At 67.3% G+C, this 19000-nt stretch carries 19 protein-coding genes; all 19 read right to left on the bottom strand.

The annotated features are described in order from the left end of the window. Window positions 1–77: 77 nt before the first annotated feature. Window positions 78–2171: a flagellar biosynthesis protein FlhA gene (flhA, locus tag EA346_RS04715; RefSeq protein ID WP_296756200.1), complete on the bottom strand. Its 2094-nt coding sequence runs from the start codon at window positions 2169–2171 to the stop codon at window positions 78–80. Window positions 2172–2174: 3 nt separating this feature from the next. After that, the gene (flhB, locus tag EA346_RS04710; RefSeq protein WP_296756199.1) at window positions 2175–3329 is read right to left on the bottom strand and encodes a flagellar biosynthesis protein FlhB; all 1155 of its coding nucleotides are present in this window, start codon (window positions 3327–3329) and stop codon (window positions 2175–2177) included. A gap of 4 nt (window positions 3330–3333) precedes the next feature. Continuing rightward, complete coding sequence (gene fliR, locus EA346_RS04705; RefSeq protein WP_296756197.1) at window positions 3334–4107, bottom strand: flagellar biosynthetic protein FliR; 774 nt, start codon at window positions 4105–4107, stop codon at window positions 3334–3336. Between the two features lie 52 nt (window positions 4108–4159). Next, on the bottom strand, window positions 4160–4429 hold the full coding sequence (fliQ, locus tag EA346_RS04700) for a flagellar biosynthesis protein FliQ (protein ID WP_296756196.1): 270 nt from the start codon (window positions 4427–4429) through the stop codon (window positions 4160–4162). A 55-nt stretch (window positions 4430–4484) separates the two neighbouring features. After that, window positions 4485–5234, bottom strand: a complete 750-nt coding sequence (gene fliP, locus EA346_RS04695) for a flagellar type III secretion system pore protein FliP (RefSeq protein WP_296756194.1) — start codon at window positions 5232–5234, stop codon at window positions 4485–4487. Then, a complete protein-coding gene (fliO, locus tag EA346_RS04690) occupies window positions 5231–5785 on the bottom strand; it encodes a flagellar biosynthetic protein FliO (protein ID WP_296756193.1) in 555 nt (184 codons plus the stop codon). Before fliO ends, fliP begins: the two co-directional genes overlap by 4 nt. Further along, a complete protein-coding gene (gene fliN / locus EA346_RS04685; RefSeq protein ID WP_296756191.1) occupies window positions 5785–6228 on the bottom strand; it encodes a flagellar motor switch protein FliN in 444 nt (147 codons plus the stop codon). The genes fliO and fliN overlap by 1 nt, the downstream gene beginning before the upstream one ends. 21 nt (window positions 6229–6249) lie before the next feature. Continuing rightward, window positions 6250–7230, bottom strand: a complete 981-nt coding sequence (fliM, locus tag EA346_RS04680) for a flagellar motor switch protein FliM (RefSeq protein ID WP_296756189.1) — start codon at window positions 7228–7230, stop codon at window positions 6250–6252. A gap of 7 nt (window positions 7231–7237) precedes the next feature. Further along, window positions 7238–7738, bottom strand: a complete 501-nt coding sequence (locus EA346_RS04675) for a flagellar basal body-associated FliL family protein (protein ID WP_296756188.1) — start codon at window positions 7736–7738, stop codon at window positions 7238–7240. 319 nt (window positions 7739–8057) lie between these two features. Next, a complete protein-coding gene (locus tag EA346_RS04670; RefSeq protein ID WP_296756186.1) occupies window positions 8058–9260 on the bottom strand; it encodes a flagellar hook-length control protein FliK in 1203 nt (400 codons plus the stop codon). Between the two features lie 117 nt (window positions 9261–9377). Then, the gene (gene fliJ / locus EA346_RS04665) at window positions 9378–9812 is read right to left on the bottom strand and encodes a flagellar export protein FliJ (protein WP_296756185.1); all 435 of its coding nucleotides are present in this window, start codon (window positions 9810–9812) and stop codon (window positions 9378–9380) included. A 3-nt stretch (window positions 9813–9815) separates the two neighbouring features. Beyond that, on the bottom strand, window positions 9816–11201 hold the full coding sequence (fliI, locus tag EA346_RS04660; protein ID WP_366755762.1) for a flagellar protein export ATPase FliI: 1386 nt from the start codon (window positions 11199–11201) through the stop codon (window positions 9816–9818). A gap of 41 nt (window positions 11202–11242) precedes the next feature. After that, window positions 11243–12004 carry a FliH/SctL family protein gene (locus EA346_RS04655; protein ID WP_296756181.1) on the bottom strand — a complete coding sequence of 254 codons (762 nt, stop codon included), beginning with the start codon at window positions 12002–12004 and terminating at the stop codon, window positions 11243–11245. Between the two features lie 96 nt (window positions 12005–12100). Beyond that, a complete protein-coding gene (gene fliG, locus EA346_RS04650) occupies window positions 12101–13117 on the bottom strand; it encodes a flagellar motor switch protein FliG (RefSeq protein ID WP_296756180.1) in 1017 nt (338 codons plus the stop codon). Beyond that, on the bottom strand, window positions 13101–14759 hold the full coding sequence (gene fliF, locus EA346_RS04645; protein ID WP_296756178.1) for a flagellar basal-body MS-ring/collar protein FliF: 1659 nt from the start codon (window positions 14757–14759) through the stop codon (window positions 13101–13103). Before fliF ends, fliG begins: the two co-directional genes overlap by 17 nt. Window positions 14760–14778: 19 nt before the next feature. Continuing rightward, window positions 14779–15096: a flagellar hook-basal body complex protein FliE gene (gene fliE, locus EA346_RS04640; protein ID WP_296756177.1), complete on the bottom strand. Its 318-nt coding sequence runs from the start codon at window positions 15094–15096 to the stop codon at window positions 14779–14781. A 149-nt stretch (window positions 15097–15245) separates the two neighbouring features. Beyond that, the gene (locus EA346_RS04635) at window positions 15246–16589 is read right to left on the bottom strand and encodes a sigma-54 dependent transcriptional regulator (RefSeq protein ID WP_296756175.1); all 1344 of its coding nucleotides are present in this window, start codon (window positions 16587–16589) and stop codon (window positions 15246–15248) included. Window positions 16590–16734: 145 nt separating this feature from the next. Further along, a complete protein-coding gene (locus EA346_RS04630; RefSeq protein WP_296756173.1) occupies window positions 16735–18204 on the bottom strand; it encodes a sigma-54 dependent transcriptional regulator in 1470 nt (489 codons plus the stop codon). 146 nt (window positions 18205–18350) lie between these two features. Further along, complete coding sequence (locus tag EA346_RS04625; protein WP_296756172.1) at window positions 18351–18923, bottom strand: PilZ domain-containing protein; 573 nt, start codon at window positions 18921–18923, stop codon at window positions 18351–18353. Between the last annotated feature and the right edge of the window lie 77 nt (window positions 18924–19000).

The following is a 19000-nucleotide window of genomic DNA, read 5'->3' as shown; positions in this document are numbered from 1 at the left end:
CGCATGCAGCGGAAGGATCCGCTGCCAGCCGGCGCGCTGTCGTCCCTGCTCGTTCCCCACTCGCCCATTGCCTCCCCCTACTTCTGTTCGTCCCTTCCGACGGTCGCCACCACGCGGATGCGCTTGGTGTCCGGGATCTCCGTGTAGGCCAGCACGTTCAGTCCTCTCACGGCCGATCTCAGCCAGCGCGCGACCCAGGCCCGGATGTCCGGAGAGACCACCACCACGGCTGGCTCACCCGCCATCTCCTGGCGTTGGGCCGCCTCGGCGATGGACTTCTGGAGCCGCTCGGCAAGGCCGGGCTCGATGCCCGGGCCGGAACTGCCGGCGCCTTGCGAGGACTTCTGCAAGATCTGTTCCAAAGACGGGTCGAGGGCGATCAAAGGCAGCTCCGAAGCCGTTCCGACAATGCCCTGCACGATCGCACGGGACAGGGATACCCGCACGGCGGCGGTCAGAACGCCGGGATCCTGACTCTTGGCGCCGTGTTCCGCCAGGGTTTCGGCGATGGTGCGCATGTCCCGGATCGAGACCTGCTCCTCCAGGAGGTTCTGCATCACGCGCAGCACCACCCCCAGGCTCAAGGTCTTCGGCACCAGGTTCTCCACCAGTTTCGGCGACTGGCGCCCGAGCACATCGAGCATGTGCTGGACCTCCTCGTGACCCAGGAGCTTCTGCGCCTGTTCCTTCAGCAACTGCGAGAGGTGGGTGGCAACGACCGTGCCTGCATCGACCACGGTATAACCGAGGCCCTGGGCCTGCTCGCGCAGCGTCGGGTCGATCCATACGGCGTCCAGCCCGAAGGTCGGATCCTTCGTAGCCGTGCCGGGGATCTCCCCGAACACACGCCCCGGGTTGATCGCAAGCTCCTGGTCCGGGAAGACTTCTCCCTCGCCCACCGTGACACCCATCAGGGCGATCCGGTAGTGGTTCGGCCCGAGGTCCAGGTCGTCGCGGATGTGCACCGGCTGGATCAGGAAGCCCAGTTCCTGGGACAGCTTGCGCCGCACGCCCTTGATCCGGCCCATCAACTGGCCACCCTGGCTGCGATCCACCAGCGGGATCAGCCGATAGCCCACCTCCAGTCCGATCAGGTCCACCGGCGGCACGTCTTCCCACGAGAGTTCCCGCAGTTCCGGGTTGGATGGCGGACCCGACGCGACCAGGGGCTCCATCTCCGCCGCCTCCTCGGCCGCGCGCCTCTGCGCAGTCAGGTAGGCGCTCGACGCCATCAACGCGGCCAGCGAGAGGAACACCAGGTTGGGCATCCCGGGAACCAGACCCAGCGAGCCCACGACGCCGGAGGCCACGTACATGGCCCGGGGCGTCGCGAACATCTGCTGGAACACCTGCTTGCCCATGTCCTGCGACGCGGACACCCGGGTGACGATGATCGCGGTGGCCGAGGACAGCAGCAGCGACGGGATCTGCGCCACCAGGCCGTCACCGATGGTCAGCAGCACGTAGTTCGTGGCCGCGTCTCCAAGGGCCATGGCGTGCTGCATCGTGCCGATCACCAGGCCACCGATGATGTTGATCGCCAGGATCAGGATGCCGGCGATCGCATCGCCGCGCACGAACTTGCTGGCGCCGTCCATGGACCCGTAGAAATCCGCCTCCTGGGCGATCTCGTCCCGGCGCCTGCGCGCCTCGTCCTGGGAGATCAGACCGGCGTTCATGTCCGCGTCGATGGCCATCTGCTTGCCGGGCATCGCGTCGAGTGTGAACCGCGCACTGACCTCCGATACCCGGCCGGCGCCCTTGGTGACCACGACGAAGTTGATGATCACCAGGATCAGGAACACCACCAGGCCGACCGCGTAGTTGCCGCCCACCACGAAATCGCCAAACGCCTGGATCACGTTGCCGGCCGCGTCGGTGCCGGTATGTCCATTGAGCAGGATCACGCGGGTCGAGGCCACGTTCAGTGCCAGCCGCAGCAGCGTGGCCACCAGCAATACCGTCGGGAAGACCGCGAACTCCAGGGGCCGCGGTGTGTACACGGCCACCAGGATCACCACCAGCGACAGCGCGATGTTGAACGTGAACAGCACGTCCAGCGCCAGCGGCGGGAGCGGAATCACCAGCATGACCAACAGGGCCATCAGCAGGATGGGCGTGACGATACCCGCCTTGCCGACGGTGCTCAGGGTATCTGTGAAGGCGTTCATGGATCAGTCCTCGCGGGGTGGTGCGCGACGCAGCAGGTCGTCGGGCACCGGCAGGTCGGTCGGCGGATCGGGGCGGCGGGCCGCGCCACCCTGGGTGGCGGCCCGCAGTTGATAGACGTAGGCCAGCACGTGGGCGACCGCGACATAGAGACCGGCCGGGATCTCCTGGTCCAGCCGGGTGGTGAAGTACAGGGCACGCGCCAGGGGCGGCGCGGAGAACAGGGGTACGTTGGCCGCGCGGGCGCGCTCGCGGATCTCGGCTGCAATCAGGTCCGCTCCCTTGGCCACGACCCGGGGCGCCCGCATGCCATCCTGGTCATAGCGAAGGGCCACGGCATAGTGGGTCGGGTTGGTCACCACCACGTCCGCCTTCGGCACCTCTCCCATCATGCGGCGCCGGGACACGTCGTACTGGGTCTGGCGGATGCGGCTCTTGACCTCCGGCTTGCCCTCGGTCTCCTTGAACTCGTCCTTGATCTGCTGCTTGGTCATGCGCAGCTGTTTCTGGTGGTTCCAGAGCTGGAAAGGCACGTCCACCAGCGCCACCAGGATCAGCGTCGCCGCCAGGGTCAGGAACGTCCAGCCCACCATGTAGCCTGCGTGCATCAGCCCCCGTTCCAGCGGCTGATGACCCAGTCCCAGCAGCGAACCGGAGAGTTGCCGCAGCAGGAACCCGGCGATCGCCGCGATCAGCACGAACTTGGCCAGCGTCTTGCCGAACTCCATCAGGCCCTGCAGGGAGAAGATGCGCTTGAGCCCGGAGATCGGGTTCAGCTTGCTCCACTTCGGCGCCATGGCCTTGCCCGAGAAGCCGCCTCCACCCATGGACAACGGCCCGAGCACCGCCGCGACGATCAGGATCAGGAACACCGGCAGCAGCATGATCAGGCCTTCGGTGATGCGCAGTTGCAGCATCACGTGCATCGCACCCGGGTCGAAGATCATTTCCCGCTCGATGGTGAAACTGCGCCGCAGGATCTCCTGAAGGCGCTGGAAGATCCCGCCGCCCATCAGCAGCAGCGCGCCGGCGCCGGCCAGCAGGATCAGCGTCGTGTTGAGTTCCCTGGACCGGGCGACCTGGCCCTTCTCCCTCGCCTCCCGCAGCCGTTTGGGAGTGGGTTGTTCGGTTTTTTCCTGGGCGGTGTCGTTTTCGGCCATGGCCCTAGCGTCCGGTGATCCCGCCCATCAGCCCGAAGGCCTCGGCGAGGAGTTCGGTGAACTGGGGCAGCAGCACCGGCAGCGTAAGCAGCAGGAGCACGAAGCCCAGCAGGATCATCATCGGAAAGCCCACTGCGAAAATGTTCAGCTGCGGTGCAGCACGGGTGACCACGCCCATGGAGATGTTGACGACCAGCATCGACGCCACGGCCGGCAGCGCCACCAGCAGCGCATACACGAACATCGTGCTGCCCCAGTTCACGAGGTTCCAGAGATCCGCGCGAACGATGCCGTCGACGGCAACCGGCATGGTGTGAAAGCTCATCAGGGTCAGTTCGATCAACGCGACGTGGCCGTTCAGCGCCAGGAAGATCAGCGTCGACACGATCACGAAGTAGGTGGACACCACCGGCACCTGCACTCCCTGCTGGGGATCCACCATCGAGGCAAAGCCCAGGCCCATGGACAGGGCGATGGTCTCGCCGGCCTGGGTCATCGCGCTGAAGACCATCTGCATCACGAAGCCGATGGTCAGGCCGATCAGGATCTGCTGCATGCTGATCACCATGCCTGCCAGGCTCAGGGGCTCCACCGCCGGGGGCAGCGGAATCAGGGGAGCCACCACCAGCGCCAGCAGGAAGGCGAAGCCGAGCCGGATCCGCACCGTGACCGTCCCGGCGCCGAACAGCGGCGCGGCAATCAGCATGGCGCCGATGCGCAGGAAGGGCCACAGAAGGGACCCGACCCAGGCAGTGATTTCGGCGGTTGTAAAGTGCATATGCGTTTTCCCGTGACGCCCCGGCGACCCGGCGCGACCGAATCCTTCCCGGCTACCCGATCAGCCCCGGTATGCTGTCGTAGAGACGCAGCGTGTAATCGACGACCAGCCCCAGCATCCAGTGCCCGGCAATGACCAGCGCCGCGAACATCCCCAGCAGCTTGGGTATGAACGAGAGCGTCATCTCCTGGATTTGGGTCGCGGCCTGGACCATGCCGATGGCGAGGCCGATCGTCAGGGCGGTGAGCAATACCGGCGCGCTGAGCAGCACAACGACCATCAGCGCCTGCTGTCCGACTTCGACGACCGTCTCGGGGGTCATGGCAGAAGTTCCTTGTGGTATGCGGCGCAGCGCGATGTCATCGCGGCACGCCGGTTCAAGTGAAGAAGCTCGATGCCAGGGTGCCCATGATCAGCGCCCAGCCATCGACGAGTACGAAGAGCATCACCTTGAAGGGCAGCGAGATGATCAGCGGCGAGAGCATCACCATGCCCATGGACATCAGCACGCTGGCCACCACCAGGTCGATGATCAGGAACGGGATCAGGATCAGGAACCCGATCTGGAACGCCGTCTTCAGTTCGCTGGTCACGAACGAGGCGATCAGCAGCGTGAAGGGCACGTCGTCCGGAGACTCGAAGCCGTCGCGTCCGCTGATGCTGGCGAACATCGCCAGGTCGCTCTCGCGCGTCTGGGAAAGCATGAATTCCCGGATCGGCCCGCTGGCCTCGACGACCGCCTGCTCCGCGGACAGCTGCTCCTCCATGTAGGGCTGCACCGCGTCGACATGTATCTGGTCCAGGACCGGCGTCATCACGAACAGGGTCAGAAACAGCGCGAGGCCGATCAGGATCTGGTTGGAAGGCGTCTGCGAGGTGCCGAGGCCCTGACGGAGCAGGGCCAGCACGATGATGATGCGGGTGAACGAGGTCAGCATGATCAGCGCCGCCGGCAACAGGCTCAGCAGCGTCATCAGGATCAGGATCTGCAGCGTCACCGAGTAGGTCTGCTCGCCCTCGGGACCCGTAGTGACGCTGAGCACCTCCAGCCCCGCCTGGCCCCAGGCCGGCTGCAGCGCCGATGTCAGCAGGAGCAGGCCCGGGACTGCGACGTGACGGAACTTCATGGTTTCTGGTCCCGCTGGAGAGCCGACCGCAGTCTGCGTGCAAAGGGACTTTCCCCCTGCGCGTCGACGCCCCGCACCGGCGCTTCGGTGCGAATGGGCTCGTCCAATACGTGCAGCGTCTGCACCCGTCCGGGCGCCACGCCCACCACCAGCTGTTTCCCGCCCACCTGCACCAGCAGCATGCGCTCCCGGGATCCCAGCGAGATCCCGCCCAGGACCCGGAATTCGCTGCCCAGGCGTGACTGCATGCCACCGACCCGGCGCATGAAGAAGGCCAGCACCAGGATGGCCGCGACCACCAGCACCAGCCCCACCAGCATCTGGGCCAGGTAGGCGGCGTTCATGCCGGCGCCTCCCGAGATCGGCCAGCCACCCTGAGCCGCGTCGGCCAACAGGGCTCCGGGGAAGAGCGCCGTGGCGATGGCCGGCGGCAGCGCTGCGCGACGGAGGATGGCCGGCACACGCAGCTTCCGCCCAGGGCAGTCGCCCCCGTGCTCCCGCGCGTCGTGCACTGCATCCCTGCGCGACCGCTTGTCGTTTGCCGGTGCCACTACTTGAGCTTCTTCACGCGTTCGGCGGGGCTGATCACGTCCGTCAGGCGGATGCCGAACTTCTCGTTCACCACCACCACCTCGCCATGGGCGATCAGGGTGCCGTTCACGTACACGTCGAGCGGCTCGCCGGCCAGCCGGTCCAGTTCCACGACCGAACCCTGGTTCAGCTGAAGGAGGCTGCGGATCGGAATCCGGGTCCGGCCAATCTCGGTCGAGAGGGTGACGGGGATGTCCAGGACCACGTCCAGGTTCACGTCCTCCCGCTCGGCCGCCGCGGTACCATCGCCCGACAGCGACTCGAAACTGGCCTTTTCCACCGGCTCCTTCTTTCTACCGTGCTTCTCCTTGGCGGCATCCTGCGCCCTCTTCTGCCCCGCTGCGGGCTCGGCAACGTCCGCTGCCGGCTCCCCTTCGACGTCCTGCTTCCTGTCTTCACTCATGGTTCGTGATCCTCTTCGTGATCAGTTCGGACGCGAGACGCGCTCGGTCACCTGGATGGCGTTCCTTCCCTCGGAGATACCGAATTTGCCCCTGGCCACAGGGATACCCTCGGCACGCAGCAGCACCAGCTTGGGAAGTTCCAAGGGAATGATGTCCCCCGCCTTGAGCTTCACGACCTGCGCAAGGCTCAGCGTGGTCTCGGCGAGGACCGACGACGCCTCCACCTCGGCGACCTTCAGCTCCTCGCGCAGGCTGCGGATCCAGCGCTCGTCCGCCTCGGGGCGGTCACTCTGGATGCCCGCGTCCAACAGCTCGCGGATGGGTTCGATCATGAAATAGGGCATCGTCACGTGGAACTCGCCGCCGCCCCCATCCAACTCGATGTGGAAGGAGGAGACCATTACGACTTCAGAGGGGCTGACGATGCTGGTGAATTCGGGGTTGACCTCCGAGCTCATGTACTCGAAATCCAGTTCCATCACCGGGGTCCAGGCCTTCTTCAGGTCGACGAAGACCTGGTCCAGCGTGACCCGGATGACGCGCAGTTCCGTGGGCGTGAATTCCCGGTCCTCGATCCTCGCGTGGTAGCGGCCATCGCCGCCGAAGAAGTTGTCCACCAGGATCGAGACCAGGCTCGAATCGAGCACGAACAGCGCGGTACCGCGCAGCGGTCGGACCTTCACCGTGCTCAGGCTGGTAGGCACGGAAAGCGAGTGCACATACTCGGAGAACTTGCTCATCTTCACCCCGCGCAGCGTGATCTCCGCGGAGCGGCGCATCAGGCGGAACAGGCTGACGCGCAGGAATCGTGCGAAGCGCTCGTTGACCATGTCCAGCGTGGGCATCCGGCCGCGCACGATGCGGTCCTTGCTCGTGAAGTCGTAATCACGGGCGATGCCGTCCTTCGCCTGCAGGTCGGCCTCGGTGTCGACGTCACCGCTGTCGACCCCGTGCAGCAGGGCATCGATTTCTTCCTGGGAAAGCAGGTCGCTGGGAGCCATGATCGACCTACTGCATCACGAAGGAGGTGAAATAGATCGATTCGATGCCAGGGCTCCCGGTGCGGTCTTCCAGAACGCTCCGAATGGTTTCCAGCATCTCCTGGCGGGTCGTTTCCTTGCCCTCCGCCGTGTTCAGCTGCTCGTAGGTCTTCCCGCTCAGCAGCATGATCAGGTCGTTCCGGATCACCGGCGTGTGTTCGTCCACGGCTGCCAGAACCTTCGGATCCCTGGCAGCCATCACCAACCCCACCTGGACGAACCGGACGCGTCCCGGCCCATCGATGTTGCCGATCAGCGCCGGCTCCAGGGCCCTGTAGACATGGGGCAATGTGGCGACGGCGGCGGGCTTGGCGTCGGCCATCGGCTCGCCGCCTGCGAGGACATACCAGGCACCGCCGGCGGCGCCCATCGTCACCAGCATCGAGACCACGATGATGATCACGAGCTTCAGCCTGCCACCACTGACCTCTTGCCGGCCCAGGTCCAGATCTTCGTTCACTTCTGCCATGTCGCTTCCACCCCGGTTCTTTCCTGCAGGGACTGGAGCAAATGCCGTGCCATGGGATAGTGGAATTTTTTTCTTTGTTATTTCATATTCTTACAAAACGAAGATGACGGAGCGACGAGCTTTTGACGGGCCGGATCCACGGGGAACGTCGAAAAGCCGCCACTACGGCGGGAAGCCGCACTGGCGGGCCGTCGGTGGCGGGGATTCGGGAAACGGCCAATGAAGCATTGGCGTGAGGACCGCAGGGGGACGGCGCGCCCTGGTGGTGCAGGGGTTCCCCGCCCGGCCAACCCGGGGACGGGCCGGCCCGGGACAGGGTTCAGGCGTAGTAGTCCACCAGCCCCTGGCTGAGAGACGCGCCGCTTTCCCGGGTGGCGCCGGGTTTCGCTTCAGCGTCATCGGAATCCGCACCCGCGCCCGCATGCTGGGCCTCGCCTTCATGGCCGGACCCACCCCGGCCGGTGTTCTCCTCGCGGACGTTCACATCGCCCAGGTTCATGCCGCTCTCCGCGAACATCTCGCGCAGGCGCGGCAAGGCGGCTTCCACCGCCTCGCGGGTGGCGGCATGGGGGGCAAGGATGTTGATGTGGGTGCGGTCGCCGTCGACCTGCAGCCGCACCTCCAGCGGCCCCAGGTTCGGCGGGCTGAGCCGCAGTTCCGCGACCTGCACACCCTGGTTGGCCATCCACCGCACCTGACTGCCCAGGGCACGATCCCAGCCGGGCTGGTGCAGGGGAACATCCAGGTTGAACAGCCTGGGTCCGGCCGGGTTGGCCGAAGGCGAGGTGGAGGTGGGGGTGGAGATGGAGGCGGTACCGGACTCCGCAGCCGTCAGCGCAGCCGCCGGAGCCTGGCCCGCTTGCGGCGCAGCCTCCGCCATCCTGGCATTCAGCGCCGCGAGTTCCAGCGGGCCCCTTTCGGAGGCCACCGCCGAGGCGGCGGTGCCGGGCATCTGGCCCATCAGAGACAGCTCGGTCATACGGGCATCGAGTCCCGCAAGCTCCGGGAACCCGCGCATGGCGTCGGCCGGCAGCACAGCCCCCTGGGGCTGGGCAGCAAGCCTGGTCTCCGCGAGCCGCGCATTCAGGGCCGCCAGTTCCAACCCGATACGCTTGAACGTCTCCGGGCCATCGGAGAATGGAGTCGCGGCAGCGGCGCGATCCCCACTTGCGGCCGCGTGCACCGCCGCGGCCAGGAGATGGCCGGGGTGAAACGCCGCCGCATCGCCCTCGCTCCCCTCCGCGCCGTCGGGCGTCAGCCCCGGCGGAAGCGGCAAGTCCTTGCCGGCCTCCGGCAAGCCGTCGCCCCCCAGCCCGGCGGCCAGCCAGGCCGCCAGATGGTCCGCGTCCATCTCCTGCGGCAGGGCTCCGGCGACCTCCTCCAACTGCTCCAGCTGCGCGGCAAGGCGCTTCCAGAAATCCCCGCCGGCCGCATCCGGAGGCCCGTCCGGCAGGATGTTCAGGTCACCCAGGGCCTGCAGGAGCCCGGACGGCAGATTCAGGGGCATAGCGGATGCTTGCATGTTCGTGTTCCTTTGTCCCGGCCGGATGTCACCGGCGGCATGTCGTGATTCATCGTGCAATCTGCTGGAGCTGACCCTGCAGCATCCAAGTTTCGTGCCAGTCCTTCCGCGACGGTCTCAGGGCACTTGCCGGCGCGGCCGCTGCCCCAGTTCATCGTTTTCGGCCTGCTCCCGCCGGTCCTCCTGCCGCCGTTCGTCCGCCTGCAAGCGGTCCACCGCCTTGTCCACCGCATCGCGGTGCACCCGGCACCGGGCCCAGTGTCCACGGCTCTGCTCCAGATCGGCGCGGATCCGTTCCACCCGCAGCGCCTGTTCCTCGATGGCCTGGTTCAGGCGCGCCAGGAAGAAACGGTACTCCCGCACGTTCAGGCCGGTCCACCCGGCGCCATCCTCGAACTTGCGGGCATATTCGCCGCGGTATTCCTGCAGCTGGTCGAGCCGGCGCAGCTGCTCCTCGAGGACCCGCTGCCGTTCGCCAAGGAGGCGTGCCGCCTCCTGCTGGCGGCTCTCGGCCACCTGTGCCACGGGTTGCATACGTTTCGAACGCGTCATGGTTTATCGTGATCCCCTGCTGTCCAGCGCGGCGGGCAGACCCGGGTCGGCCTGGGGCGTGGCGGGGGCATCGTCCTGGCCGGTCAGCGCATCCAGCGCCCGGCGACTCTCCCGGAAGTCCACGGGCTCGCGCATGTCCTGCTGCAGATACGCCTCGAGGCGCGGAAAATATTCGATCGCGGCATCGATGCGGGGGTCTGCGCCGCGCTGATAGGCGCCGACGCTGATCAGATCCCGATTGTGCTGGTAGGTCGCATACACCTGCTTGAACAGGCGCGCCGCCTTGATCTGCCCCGGATCGGCGATTTCGTTCATCAAGCGACTGACCGAGCCCTCGACGTCGATGGCGGGATAGCGTCCGGCATCGGCGATGTGCCGGGACAGAACGACGTGCCCGTCGAGGATGGCCCTGGCCGCATCCGCGATCGGGTCGTTGTGGTCGTCCCCCTCCGTCAGTACCGTGTAAAAGGCGGTGATCGAGCCCTCACCCCGCTCCCCGTTGCCCGCCCGTTCGACCAATTGCGGAAGGCGGGCGAAGACCGAGGGTGTGTAGCCCTTGGTGGCCGGCGGCTCGCCGATGGCCAGGGAGATCTCCCGTTGCGCCTGTGCGAAGCGGGTCAGCGAATCCATCAGCAACAGTACGTTCTGGCCACGGTCGCGGAAATACTCGGCGATGGAGGTGGCCAGCATGGCGCCATGCAGCCGCATCAGCGGCGAATGATCGGCGGGCACCGCGACCACCACCGCCCGCGACATCCCCTCCGGCCCCAAAATCTTCTGGACGAACTCGTTGACCTCCCGACCGCGCTCGCCGATCAGGCCGACCACCGTCACATCGGCCTCGGTATAGCGCGTCATCATTCCCAGCAATACGCTCTTGCCGACGCCGCTGCCGGCAAACAGTCCCATCCGCTGGCCCCGGCCGACGGTCAGCAGTCCATTGATCGCGCGCACGCCGACATCGAGCGGCTCGTGAATCGGATGACGTGCCAGCGGATTGATGGCCCGGCCATCCAGCGACACGCGGTCCTCGCAAGGCAGTGGACCGCGGCCGTCGAGGGGGCGCCCGGTGCCATCGAGCACGCGGCCGAGCAGCGCGTCGCCCACCAGGACCTCGCGGTTGTGCTGCGTGGGGATCACCCGGGCGCTGGGCGTCAGTCCACTCAGCTTGCCCACCGGCATCAGGTACACCCGTTCCCCGGAGAAACCCACCACCTCCGCCTCCACCTCGGCGCCGGCGGCACCGACCACGCGGCAGCGGCTGCCCACGGGTACCTGGAGGCCCTCGGCCTCCAGGGTGAGACCCACCATCCGCACCAGCCGGCCCTCGGCGGTGAGCTGCCTGGCGCGCTCGGCCCGACGGCGGTAATGCCCGAGAGAGTTCCGCATTGCGTCGGTGCGAAGTTCCGGATCCAGGGCCTCGGGCAGCGTCATGAGGCACCCCCTTCCCGCTCTTCCCGGCCACCCTGACGGCTCCGCACGTCGCTTGTTCGCTCGTCGCCGCGCCGTTCGCCACCCCACATCTCGGCGATCACGGCGTTGAGCCGGCTCTCGACGGTAGCGTCCACCCGCGATGTGTCCGTCTCCAGCCACGCACCGCCGCGCGAGAGCGTCGGGTCCTCGATCACCTTCCAGGGCTGCTCGAGTTCGGAGAGGTGCAGCGCCTCGCTGACGATCCGAGCATCCTCGGGGTGCAGGTGCAGGCGCACGCGCCGATCGGAGCTGGGCAGCACGGCCAGGCCCTCGCGCACCGCGGCGACGACCTGGCCGGGATCCGTGCGCAATTCGCGGCGCACCAGTTGCCGGGCCACGGTCGTGGCGAGGACCACCAATTCCTGCTCCAGGCTCTGATCCAGCCCCGCCGCGAAAGGAATCATGGAATCGAGTACCCGCCGCAGGTTTTCCGCTTCCTCCAGCACTGCGGTGGCACCGGCCAGGCGCCCCTCTTCCTCGCCCTGCCGGAACCCCTCCTCGCGTGCCTCGCGCTGGATCTCGTCGATCTGCTCGATGGTCAGCGGCGGCGGAGCCGGTTCGGCAGGCGGCGGGGGCGCAGGTGCCTGCGGCCGCTCGGGCGGCGGGACGGGATCGGCGGCGGCTGGCACGGGGCGCAGCCGTCCGGGGACGTCGACCTCGGGTGCAAGCCACCTGCGTACCTGACCGCCGGATTCCCCACCCAGGATGCGCCGGCTCACGACCTCGACTCCGGACAGCGGGGCGCCGGAACGCGACACGCCGACCTATAGCAGCGCCGACGGTCACGCCCACCCATTACGCCATCTCGATCACGGTTACACAAACTCTTCCCCTCCCTGGCCGCCCAACATGATCTCGCCATTCTCGGCCATCCGTCGGGCGACGTTCAGGATTTCCTTCTGCGCGCCCTCCACCTCGCTGAGCCGGACCGGACCCTTGGACTCCAGGTCGTCGCGCAGCATCTCCGCTGCGCGCTTGGACATGTTGCCGAAGATCTTTTCCCGGACCTTTTCGTCAGCGCCCTTGAGCGCCAGGATCAAGGATTCGCTGGTGATCTCTCGCAGCAGGGTCTGAATGCTGCGGTCGTCGACCTCGAGCAGGTTTTCGAAGACGAACATCAGGTCCTCGACCTGCTGCGAGAGCTGCTGGTCCGTCTCCCGGATGCGCTCGATGATCGCGGCCTCCTTGGACGGGTCCATGAAGTTGAGGATGCTGGCCGCGCTCTTCAGACCGCCCACTGCGGAGTCCTGCGCGGAGCCCTCGCTGGCGAACTGCTGTTCCAGGATCTCGTCGAGTTCCTGCAGGGCGGTTGGCTGGATGCCGTCGAGGCTGGCCACCCGCATCAGGATGTCCGACTGTGCCTTGTCGGGCAGCAGGCTCAAGACCTCTGCGGCGTGATCGGGCTCGAGATAGGAAAGCACGATGGCGACGATCTGCGGATGTTCCTGCCGGATCACGCCGGCGACCGCCCGGGGATCCATCCGCTTCAACGCCTCCAGGCCCTTGGAGTTGCGGCCCAGCATGATGCGGTTGATCAGCCCCCCGGCCTTCTCTTCGCCCAGGGCGGCGGTCAGCACGTTGCGAATGTATTCCTCGGAGCCCACGCCCAGTGCGGTCTCATCCCCGATGGACCGGATGAACTCGTCCAGCACCTCGGCGACCTCGGTTCGGGACACGCTGCTCAGGTTGGCCATCGCGGTACCCAGGCGCTGCACCTCCTTGGGCCCCATGTGCCTGAGGACCTGGGCGGCCGCTTCCTCGCCGAGGCTCATCAGGAAGACGGCGGCCCGCTCGCCTCCCGTGCGCTCGCCATTGTCATCCAGTTGCGCCATCGCTCGCTATCCAGTTCTTCATCAGTTTCGCCACCCGCTTCGGGTCCTCACGCACCATGCTCCGCGCGGTTTCCAGGTTGATCTCATAGGTCTTTTCGCCGCCCGCCGGAGCGGTGAGCGCCTTGTAGGCATCGTGACCGATCCCCGGGCGTTCGCCGCCATCCTCGCCCTGGGCCGCTGCCAGCCGGGCCTGTTCCTGCTCCCCCCGACTGCCTGCCCCGCGCTCCGCAAGGCCGCGCAGCACGGGCCGCACCACCGCCAGCGCGACGACCAGCACCACGATCACCGCGAGCAGGGCCCGCGCCAGGTCCATCACCCAGGGTTCCTGCCAGACCGGCGGCTCGGGCAGCGGCTCGGGCAGTTCCGCCGGGCGGAAAGAGGCATTGATCACGTTCACGCTGTCACCGCGCCCGGCATCGAAGCCCACGGCCTCGCGTACCAGCGAAGTGATCCGCGCCATTTCCTCTTCACTGAGCGGCACGCGTTCGACCACACCCTCCTCGTTGGTCCGGCCCTGGTGGTCCACGACCACGGCCACCGACAGGCGTCGAAGCCCCCCGGGCGCCTCGCGGATATGGCTGATCGTGCGATCCAGTTCGAAATTGCGCACCGTACGCCGGCTCACGGAACCGGGGCCGTCCCGGCGGTCCTGCGCTTCCTCGCCCAGCCGCTCGCCGATCATGCCCGCCTGCGGCGGCTGGTTGGTCAGCGCACCCGGAACCCCCCCCATGCCGGAACCGCGCGTCTCGTCCTCGGAAATCTGTTCGCTGCGCACCGCTGCCACGTCGGGATCGTAGGCCTCGGTGGTCCGCTCGATGCGGGAAAAGTCCACGTCCGCCGCCACCTGGGCGCGGATCGCGTCGGCACCGACGATCGGAGTGATGAGGTCCATGATCCGCCGGACGTAGCTCTCTTCCAGCCGGCGGGTGAAGTCCAGCTGGTGGCCGGTGGCGGCCATGCCGTCGACATCGCCGGTCGGCCGCGTCAGCAGCCGCCCGCGCTGGTCCACGACGGTGACCTGCTCGGGTTCCAGGTCCGGGATGCTCGACGAAACCAGATGCACGATGCCGGCCACCCGTCCCTCGTCCAGCGTACGGCCCGCGTAGAGATTGAGCAGCACCGAGGCCGAGGGCTTGGTGCGGTCGCGCACGAAGACCGATTGCCGCGGCAGGGCCAGGTGCACCCGCACGCTCTCGACGCTGTCCAGGGTGGCGATGGAACGCGCCAGCTCGCCCTCGATGGCCCGGTGGTAGCGGGCATCCTCGATCAGCCGGCTGGTGCCCAGCCCCTGGTCCTGCTCCAGCAACTCGAAGCCGAATCCGGAAGCCTTGGGCAGACCCTCGGTCGCGAGCTTGAGGCGGGCCTCGTGCAGTTGTCCGGAAGGCACCTGCAGGGCCCCGGAGACCGGGTCCAGCCGGTACGGGACGCCGTTTCGGTCGAGTGCCTCGAGCACCTGCGCGCTCTCCCGCTCGGGCAGGTTGGGATACATCACCACGTAGTGGGGACGGGTCAGCCACAGCACCAGGCTGACCACCAGGGTCAGCGCCGCAGCCGCAGCCAGGATCAGGCCGATCTGACGTTCCAGCGGCAGGCTTGCAAGCCCGCGGAACTGGTCGTTGATGGTTGCCAATGAAGTCGTCATGTTTTGGATTCCGTCCCGTTCAGACCGGCATGCTCATGATTTCCTGGTAGGCGGACAGCAGGCGGTTGCGCACCTGGTTCACCGCCTCGAAGGACACGCTGGCCTTCTGCATCCCCACCATCACCTCGGCCAGGCTGACATTGGGGTCACCCATCTCGAAGGCCGTCGAGAGTTCGCGCGAGGCCTGCTGCGTCTGGTTCACGTGATCGAGACTCTGCTTGAGCACGTTGGCGAAATCCGTCGTACCCGGGCCACGCGGCGCGGCCTCCCCGACCCCCGAGTTCTGCGCCAGCGCCCGCATCTGGGCAAGCACCTGGTTGATCTGCATCTCGCTCATTTCATGTTCCTCGAAGAGATCATCGCAATATCTTGATTAATAGATTACAACGAATGACCAAAAACCACTTCCGTCGACTCGACATCGTTCTGGATCCCGGTACCGAGGAGGCCTTTTCCGCGCGGCCGGCCCCGGGGTCCGGTTCTGGTTCAGGGGATCGCGAGGCCGGCATCGCGGAGCCGGGCCAGCTTGTAGCGCAGGGTGCGCGGGCTGATGCCCAGCCGCGCGGCCGCCTCCTTGCGGCTTCCCCTTTCGGCGTGCAGGGCACCCAGAATCATCTGCTCCTCCCGAGAGCGGAGACCCTGATCGAGCACATTGCCGTGATCGGATGCAGCGGGGCTGATGATGCCCATGCCGCGGTCACCCGCGCCCACCGTCTCCAGGCGGATGCTGGTCGCGTCGACACCGGGGCCGTGGCGGAGAATCAGGGCCCGCTGCATCACGTTGTCCAGTTCGCGCACGTTGCCCGGCCAGCTGTGGCTCAGCAGTTGCATCGCCGCGCATGAAGTCAGTTCGGGCGCCTCGAACCCGCGTCCGTGACGGGCCAGGAAGTGGCGCGCCAGCGGCAGGATGTCGCCAGGCCGCTCGCGCAGCGGCGGGATGGTCAGGGGGAAAACGCTGAGACGGTAATAGAGATCCTCGCGGAACCGGCCGGCCTGGACCTCTGCACGCAGGTCCCGGTTGGAGGTGGCGATCACGCGCACGTCCAGGCTCAGCATGCGCTTGCCGCCCAGCCGCTCGACCTCGCGCTCCTGCAACACCCGCAGCAGCTTGCCCTGCAGGCTCAGCTCCATCTCGGAGATCTCGTCCAGCAGCAGGGTGCCGCCCTGGGCGAGCTCGAACTTGCCGGGCCGGGACTCGTAGGCGCCGGTAAAGGCGCCGCGTTCGTAGCCGAACAGCATCGCCTCCAGCATGTTCTCCGGGATGGCCGCGCAGTTGATGGCGACGAAGGGCTGCGAGGCTCGGGACGAGTGGGCGTGCAGGTAGCGGGCAAAGACCTCCTTGCCGACCCCCGATTCGCCGTTGAGCATCACCGTGACCTCCGACGCGGCAACCCGGGATGCCAGCTCCAGCAGCTCCAGGCTGCGTGCGTCCTCGAGCACCAGGCCGTCGGCCTGGCCCTTGCTGCCCTGGGTGAACTGCCGGATGCGCTCGGAAACGGCGCTGACGCCGAAGGGCTTGACCAGGAAGTCCGTGGCGCCCTCGCGCATGGCCGAGACCGCCGCCTGGACGCTGCCGTCCGAGCTGGTGAGCACCACCGGGAGCTCCGGCTTGCGGCCCCTGGCCTGACGCAGGAATTCGATCCCGCCCATCGGCTGCGCCTCGCGACTGGCGAAGACGATTCCCACCGGCTCGCGTCCCAGGCAGTTCAGCGCCGCCTCACCGTGCTCGGCCTCGAGCACCCGGCAATGGTCCCGCGACAGGTGCTCGCGCACCCTGGTGCGCAGGCCGGGATCCTCGTCCACCAGCAAGACCGTCGGGGTGTCGATCATCAGGCACATCCTCTCTCGTCTGTCGGGCCCGGCGGCGACGGAACGCTGTCGCCCAAACCGGTTCACGGGAGAGTAAGCAGAAATGATGCCAGATTATTTTTTCTTTCAGAATCAGAGGGAAACCGGCCAAACGCAAACGGCCCCGTCAATTATCCGGCACGTCCTCCGGACGCTGGATCCCGAATTTGCGGATCTTCTCGACCAGGGTGGTCCGGCGCATGCCGAGCAGCTTGGCGGCATGCGCCACCACCCCGGATGCGTCGTCGAGTGCCCGCCGGATCAGCCCGACCTCGAGCTCGTTGAGGTATTCCTTGAGGTCGATGCCGTCCTGCGGGAGAGGCGTCTCGGTCCCCGGGCCCGGGTCCGCGATCTGGGGAGTGTCGAAATCCTCGGGTGCCCCGGGCTGTCCCTGCCGGAACTTGGGCGGCAGATCCTCGGCCTGCACCGTCTCGCCGGGGTGGAGGATGGCGAGGCGCTCGATCAGGTTGGCCAGTTCCCGCACGTTGCCCGGCCATGGATAGACCGAGAGCACGCGTAGCGCCGACGGCCCAAGCCGGACGGTCCTGCGCCCCTCGCCTTCCATCCGGGCCGTCAGCTCGGTGATCAGCAGCGGCAGGTCCCCGAGCCGCTGGCGCAGGGGCGGCATCTCGATCGGGAAGACATTCAGGCGGTAGAAGAGATCCTCCCGGAAGTCACCATCCTCGATCGCCACCTCCAGATCCCGGTGCGTGGCGGCGACGATCCGCACGTCGCAGGCGATGCTGCGATTGCTGCCGACCCGCTCGATCGTCCGCTCCTGCAGCACCCGCAGCAGCTTGACCTGCATCGGCAGCGGCATGTCGCCGATCTCGTCCAGGAACAGCGTCCCGCCCTCGGCCATTTCGAAGCGGCCCTGGCGGGCGGTCAGGGCGCCGGTGAAGGCGCCCTTCTCGTGACCAAAGAGCTCGCTTTCCAGCAGATCCGCGGGGATCGCACCGCAGTTCACGGCCACGAAGGGGCGCCCGCGGCGGCTCGAGGCGCTGTGGATGTTGCGCGCCACGACCTCCTTGCCGGTGCCCGTTTCTCCGAGAATCAGAACACTGGCGTCGGTGGCGGCCACCTGGGTCATCAGCTTGCGGATGCGCTGGATCGCGGGGCTGCTGCCGACCAGGGACCGGAACAGCTCTACGGCGCGGCTGCCCCCATCCAGGCCGCCATTCGCCACCGCGTGCCGCGCCGAGCGCAGGGCGTCGGCCAGTTCCGGGTAGCGCACGGGAAAGCCGACGCGCCGGACCACCTGGGCCTTCGCAGCCTTGGTCAGCACCGGAAAATCCGCCTCCCCGCCCACCAGCACGATCGGCACGCCGGGGACGAAATCGGGAAGATCGTTCAGCAGGTCGAACAGGGTTTCGCCCACGCAGCTGCTGACGACACAGGCGAGCCAGCCATCCCCCGCGCGGACCTCGTCGGGCGCCGGCGCCGCGCGATGGACCCGGGGCTCGCACTCGAGGAACTCGAGCACGGTCTCCAGGCGCGCGGCGCGGTCGGTGTCGCCCGCGATCATCAGCACACGGCTCGGCAGCGGGCTCACGCCGCCATCGTCGGGATCACGGGCCGTCTTCTCTGGAGCGCTCATAGTGTTCCGGGTGTCGCGCCGGCCGGGCCGGGGCACGTCGAAAAGGCCCGCTGAAGACGACTGCCGGGCCGGGTACGGTGGGTATGGTAGGGGTTTTCCAGCGACCATGCCAGGAAGACACGGCCAGTCCGGCAGGGGTACTGCCGTCAGTCGTGGTCGACTCCGACGCGCAGCTGCCCTCGAAGCTGGGCGACTTCCCGCCGGTGCCGCCTGAAGACCAGCCGTTCCAGCCCCTCGACGACGCCCGCGGACAGCGCGAGGAATCGGGCTACGGCCACGCCGTCCGGCCCGCCGTCCTGCTGCTGCACCGTGCGCCCGTACAGTACCAGCGGCTTCGGAAAGGACGGACAAACGTAGAGGGTCAGGCGCAATGTCGCGTCCGGGGGCGGGGTCTCGGGGGACTGCCAGGAGATGCCCTGGCCGTTGAAGCGCACTTCCAGCGCGGGCGGCAGGTCGCCCTGACGGCTCAGCCAGTCGGCCAGCAGTTCCAGCACCAGGTTGAGCTTGGCGTCCAGGCGCTGGAACTCCTGCGTCAGTTCATGCGATTCCTCGTTGCCGCGAAGCGGTTCCTCGAGCCCTTCCCCCGCCCGCAGCAGCGCCTCGTTGGCGGCGTTGATGGTGGACAGGCGCTGCACCGGGGGCAATGCGTCCACCACTTCCCAGCTCAGGGGCAGTTCATCCTCGTAAACGAGGGCGTCTTCGAACGGGTCATTGGTCATGGCTGCGATCGGCGCCAGTCAGCAAGCGATGGGGCATTGGAGCAGGACCCCCGCCCGCTGGCAAGCGGGCGGCAGCC

The sequence above is a fragment of the Thioalkalivibrio sp. genome (assembly GCF_007692535.1).
Lineage (GTDB): Bacteria > Pseudomonadota > Gammaproteobacteria > Ectothiorhodospirales > Ectothiorhodospiraceae > Thioalkalivibrio.
Note: the sequence above shows the minus strand (reverse complement) of the source record. Positions and strands in the feature narration are given on the sequence as shown.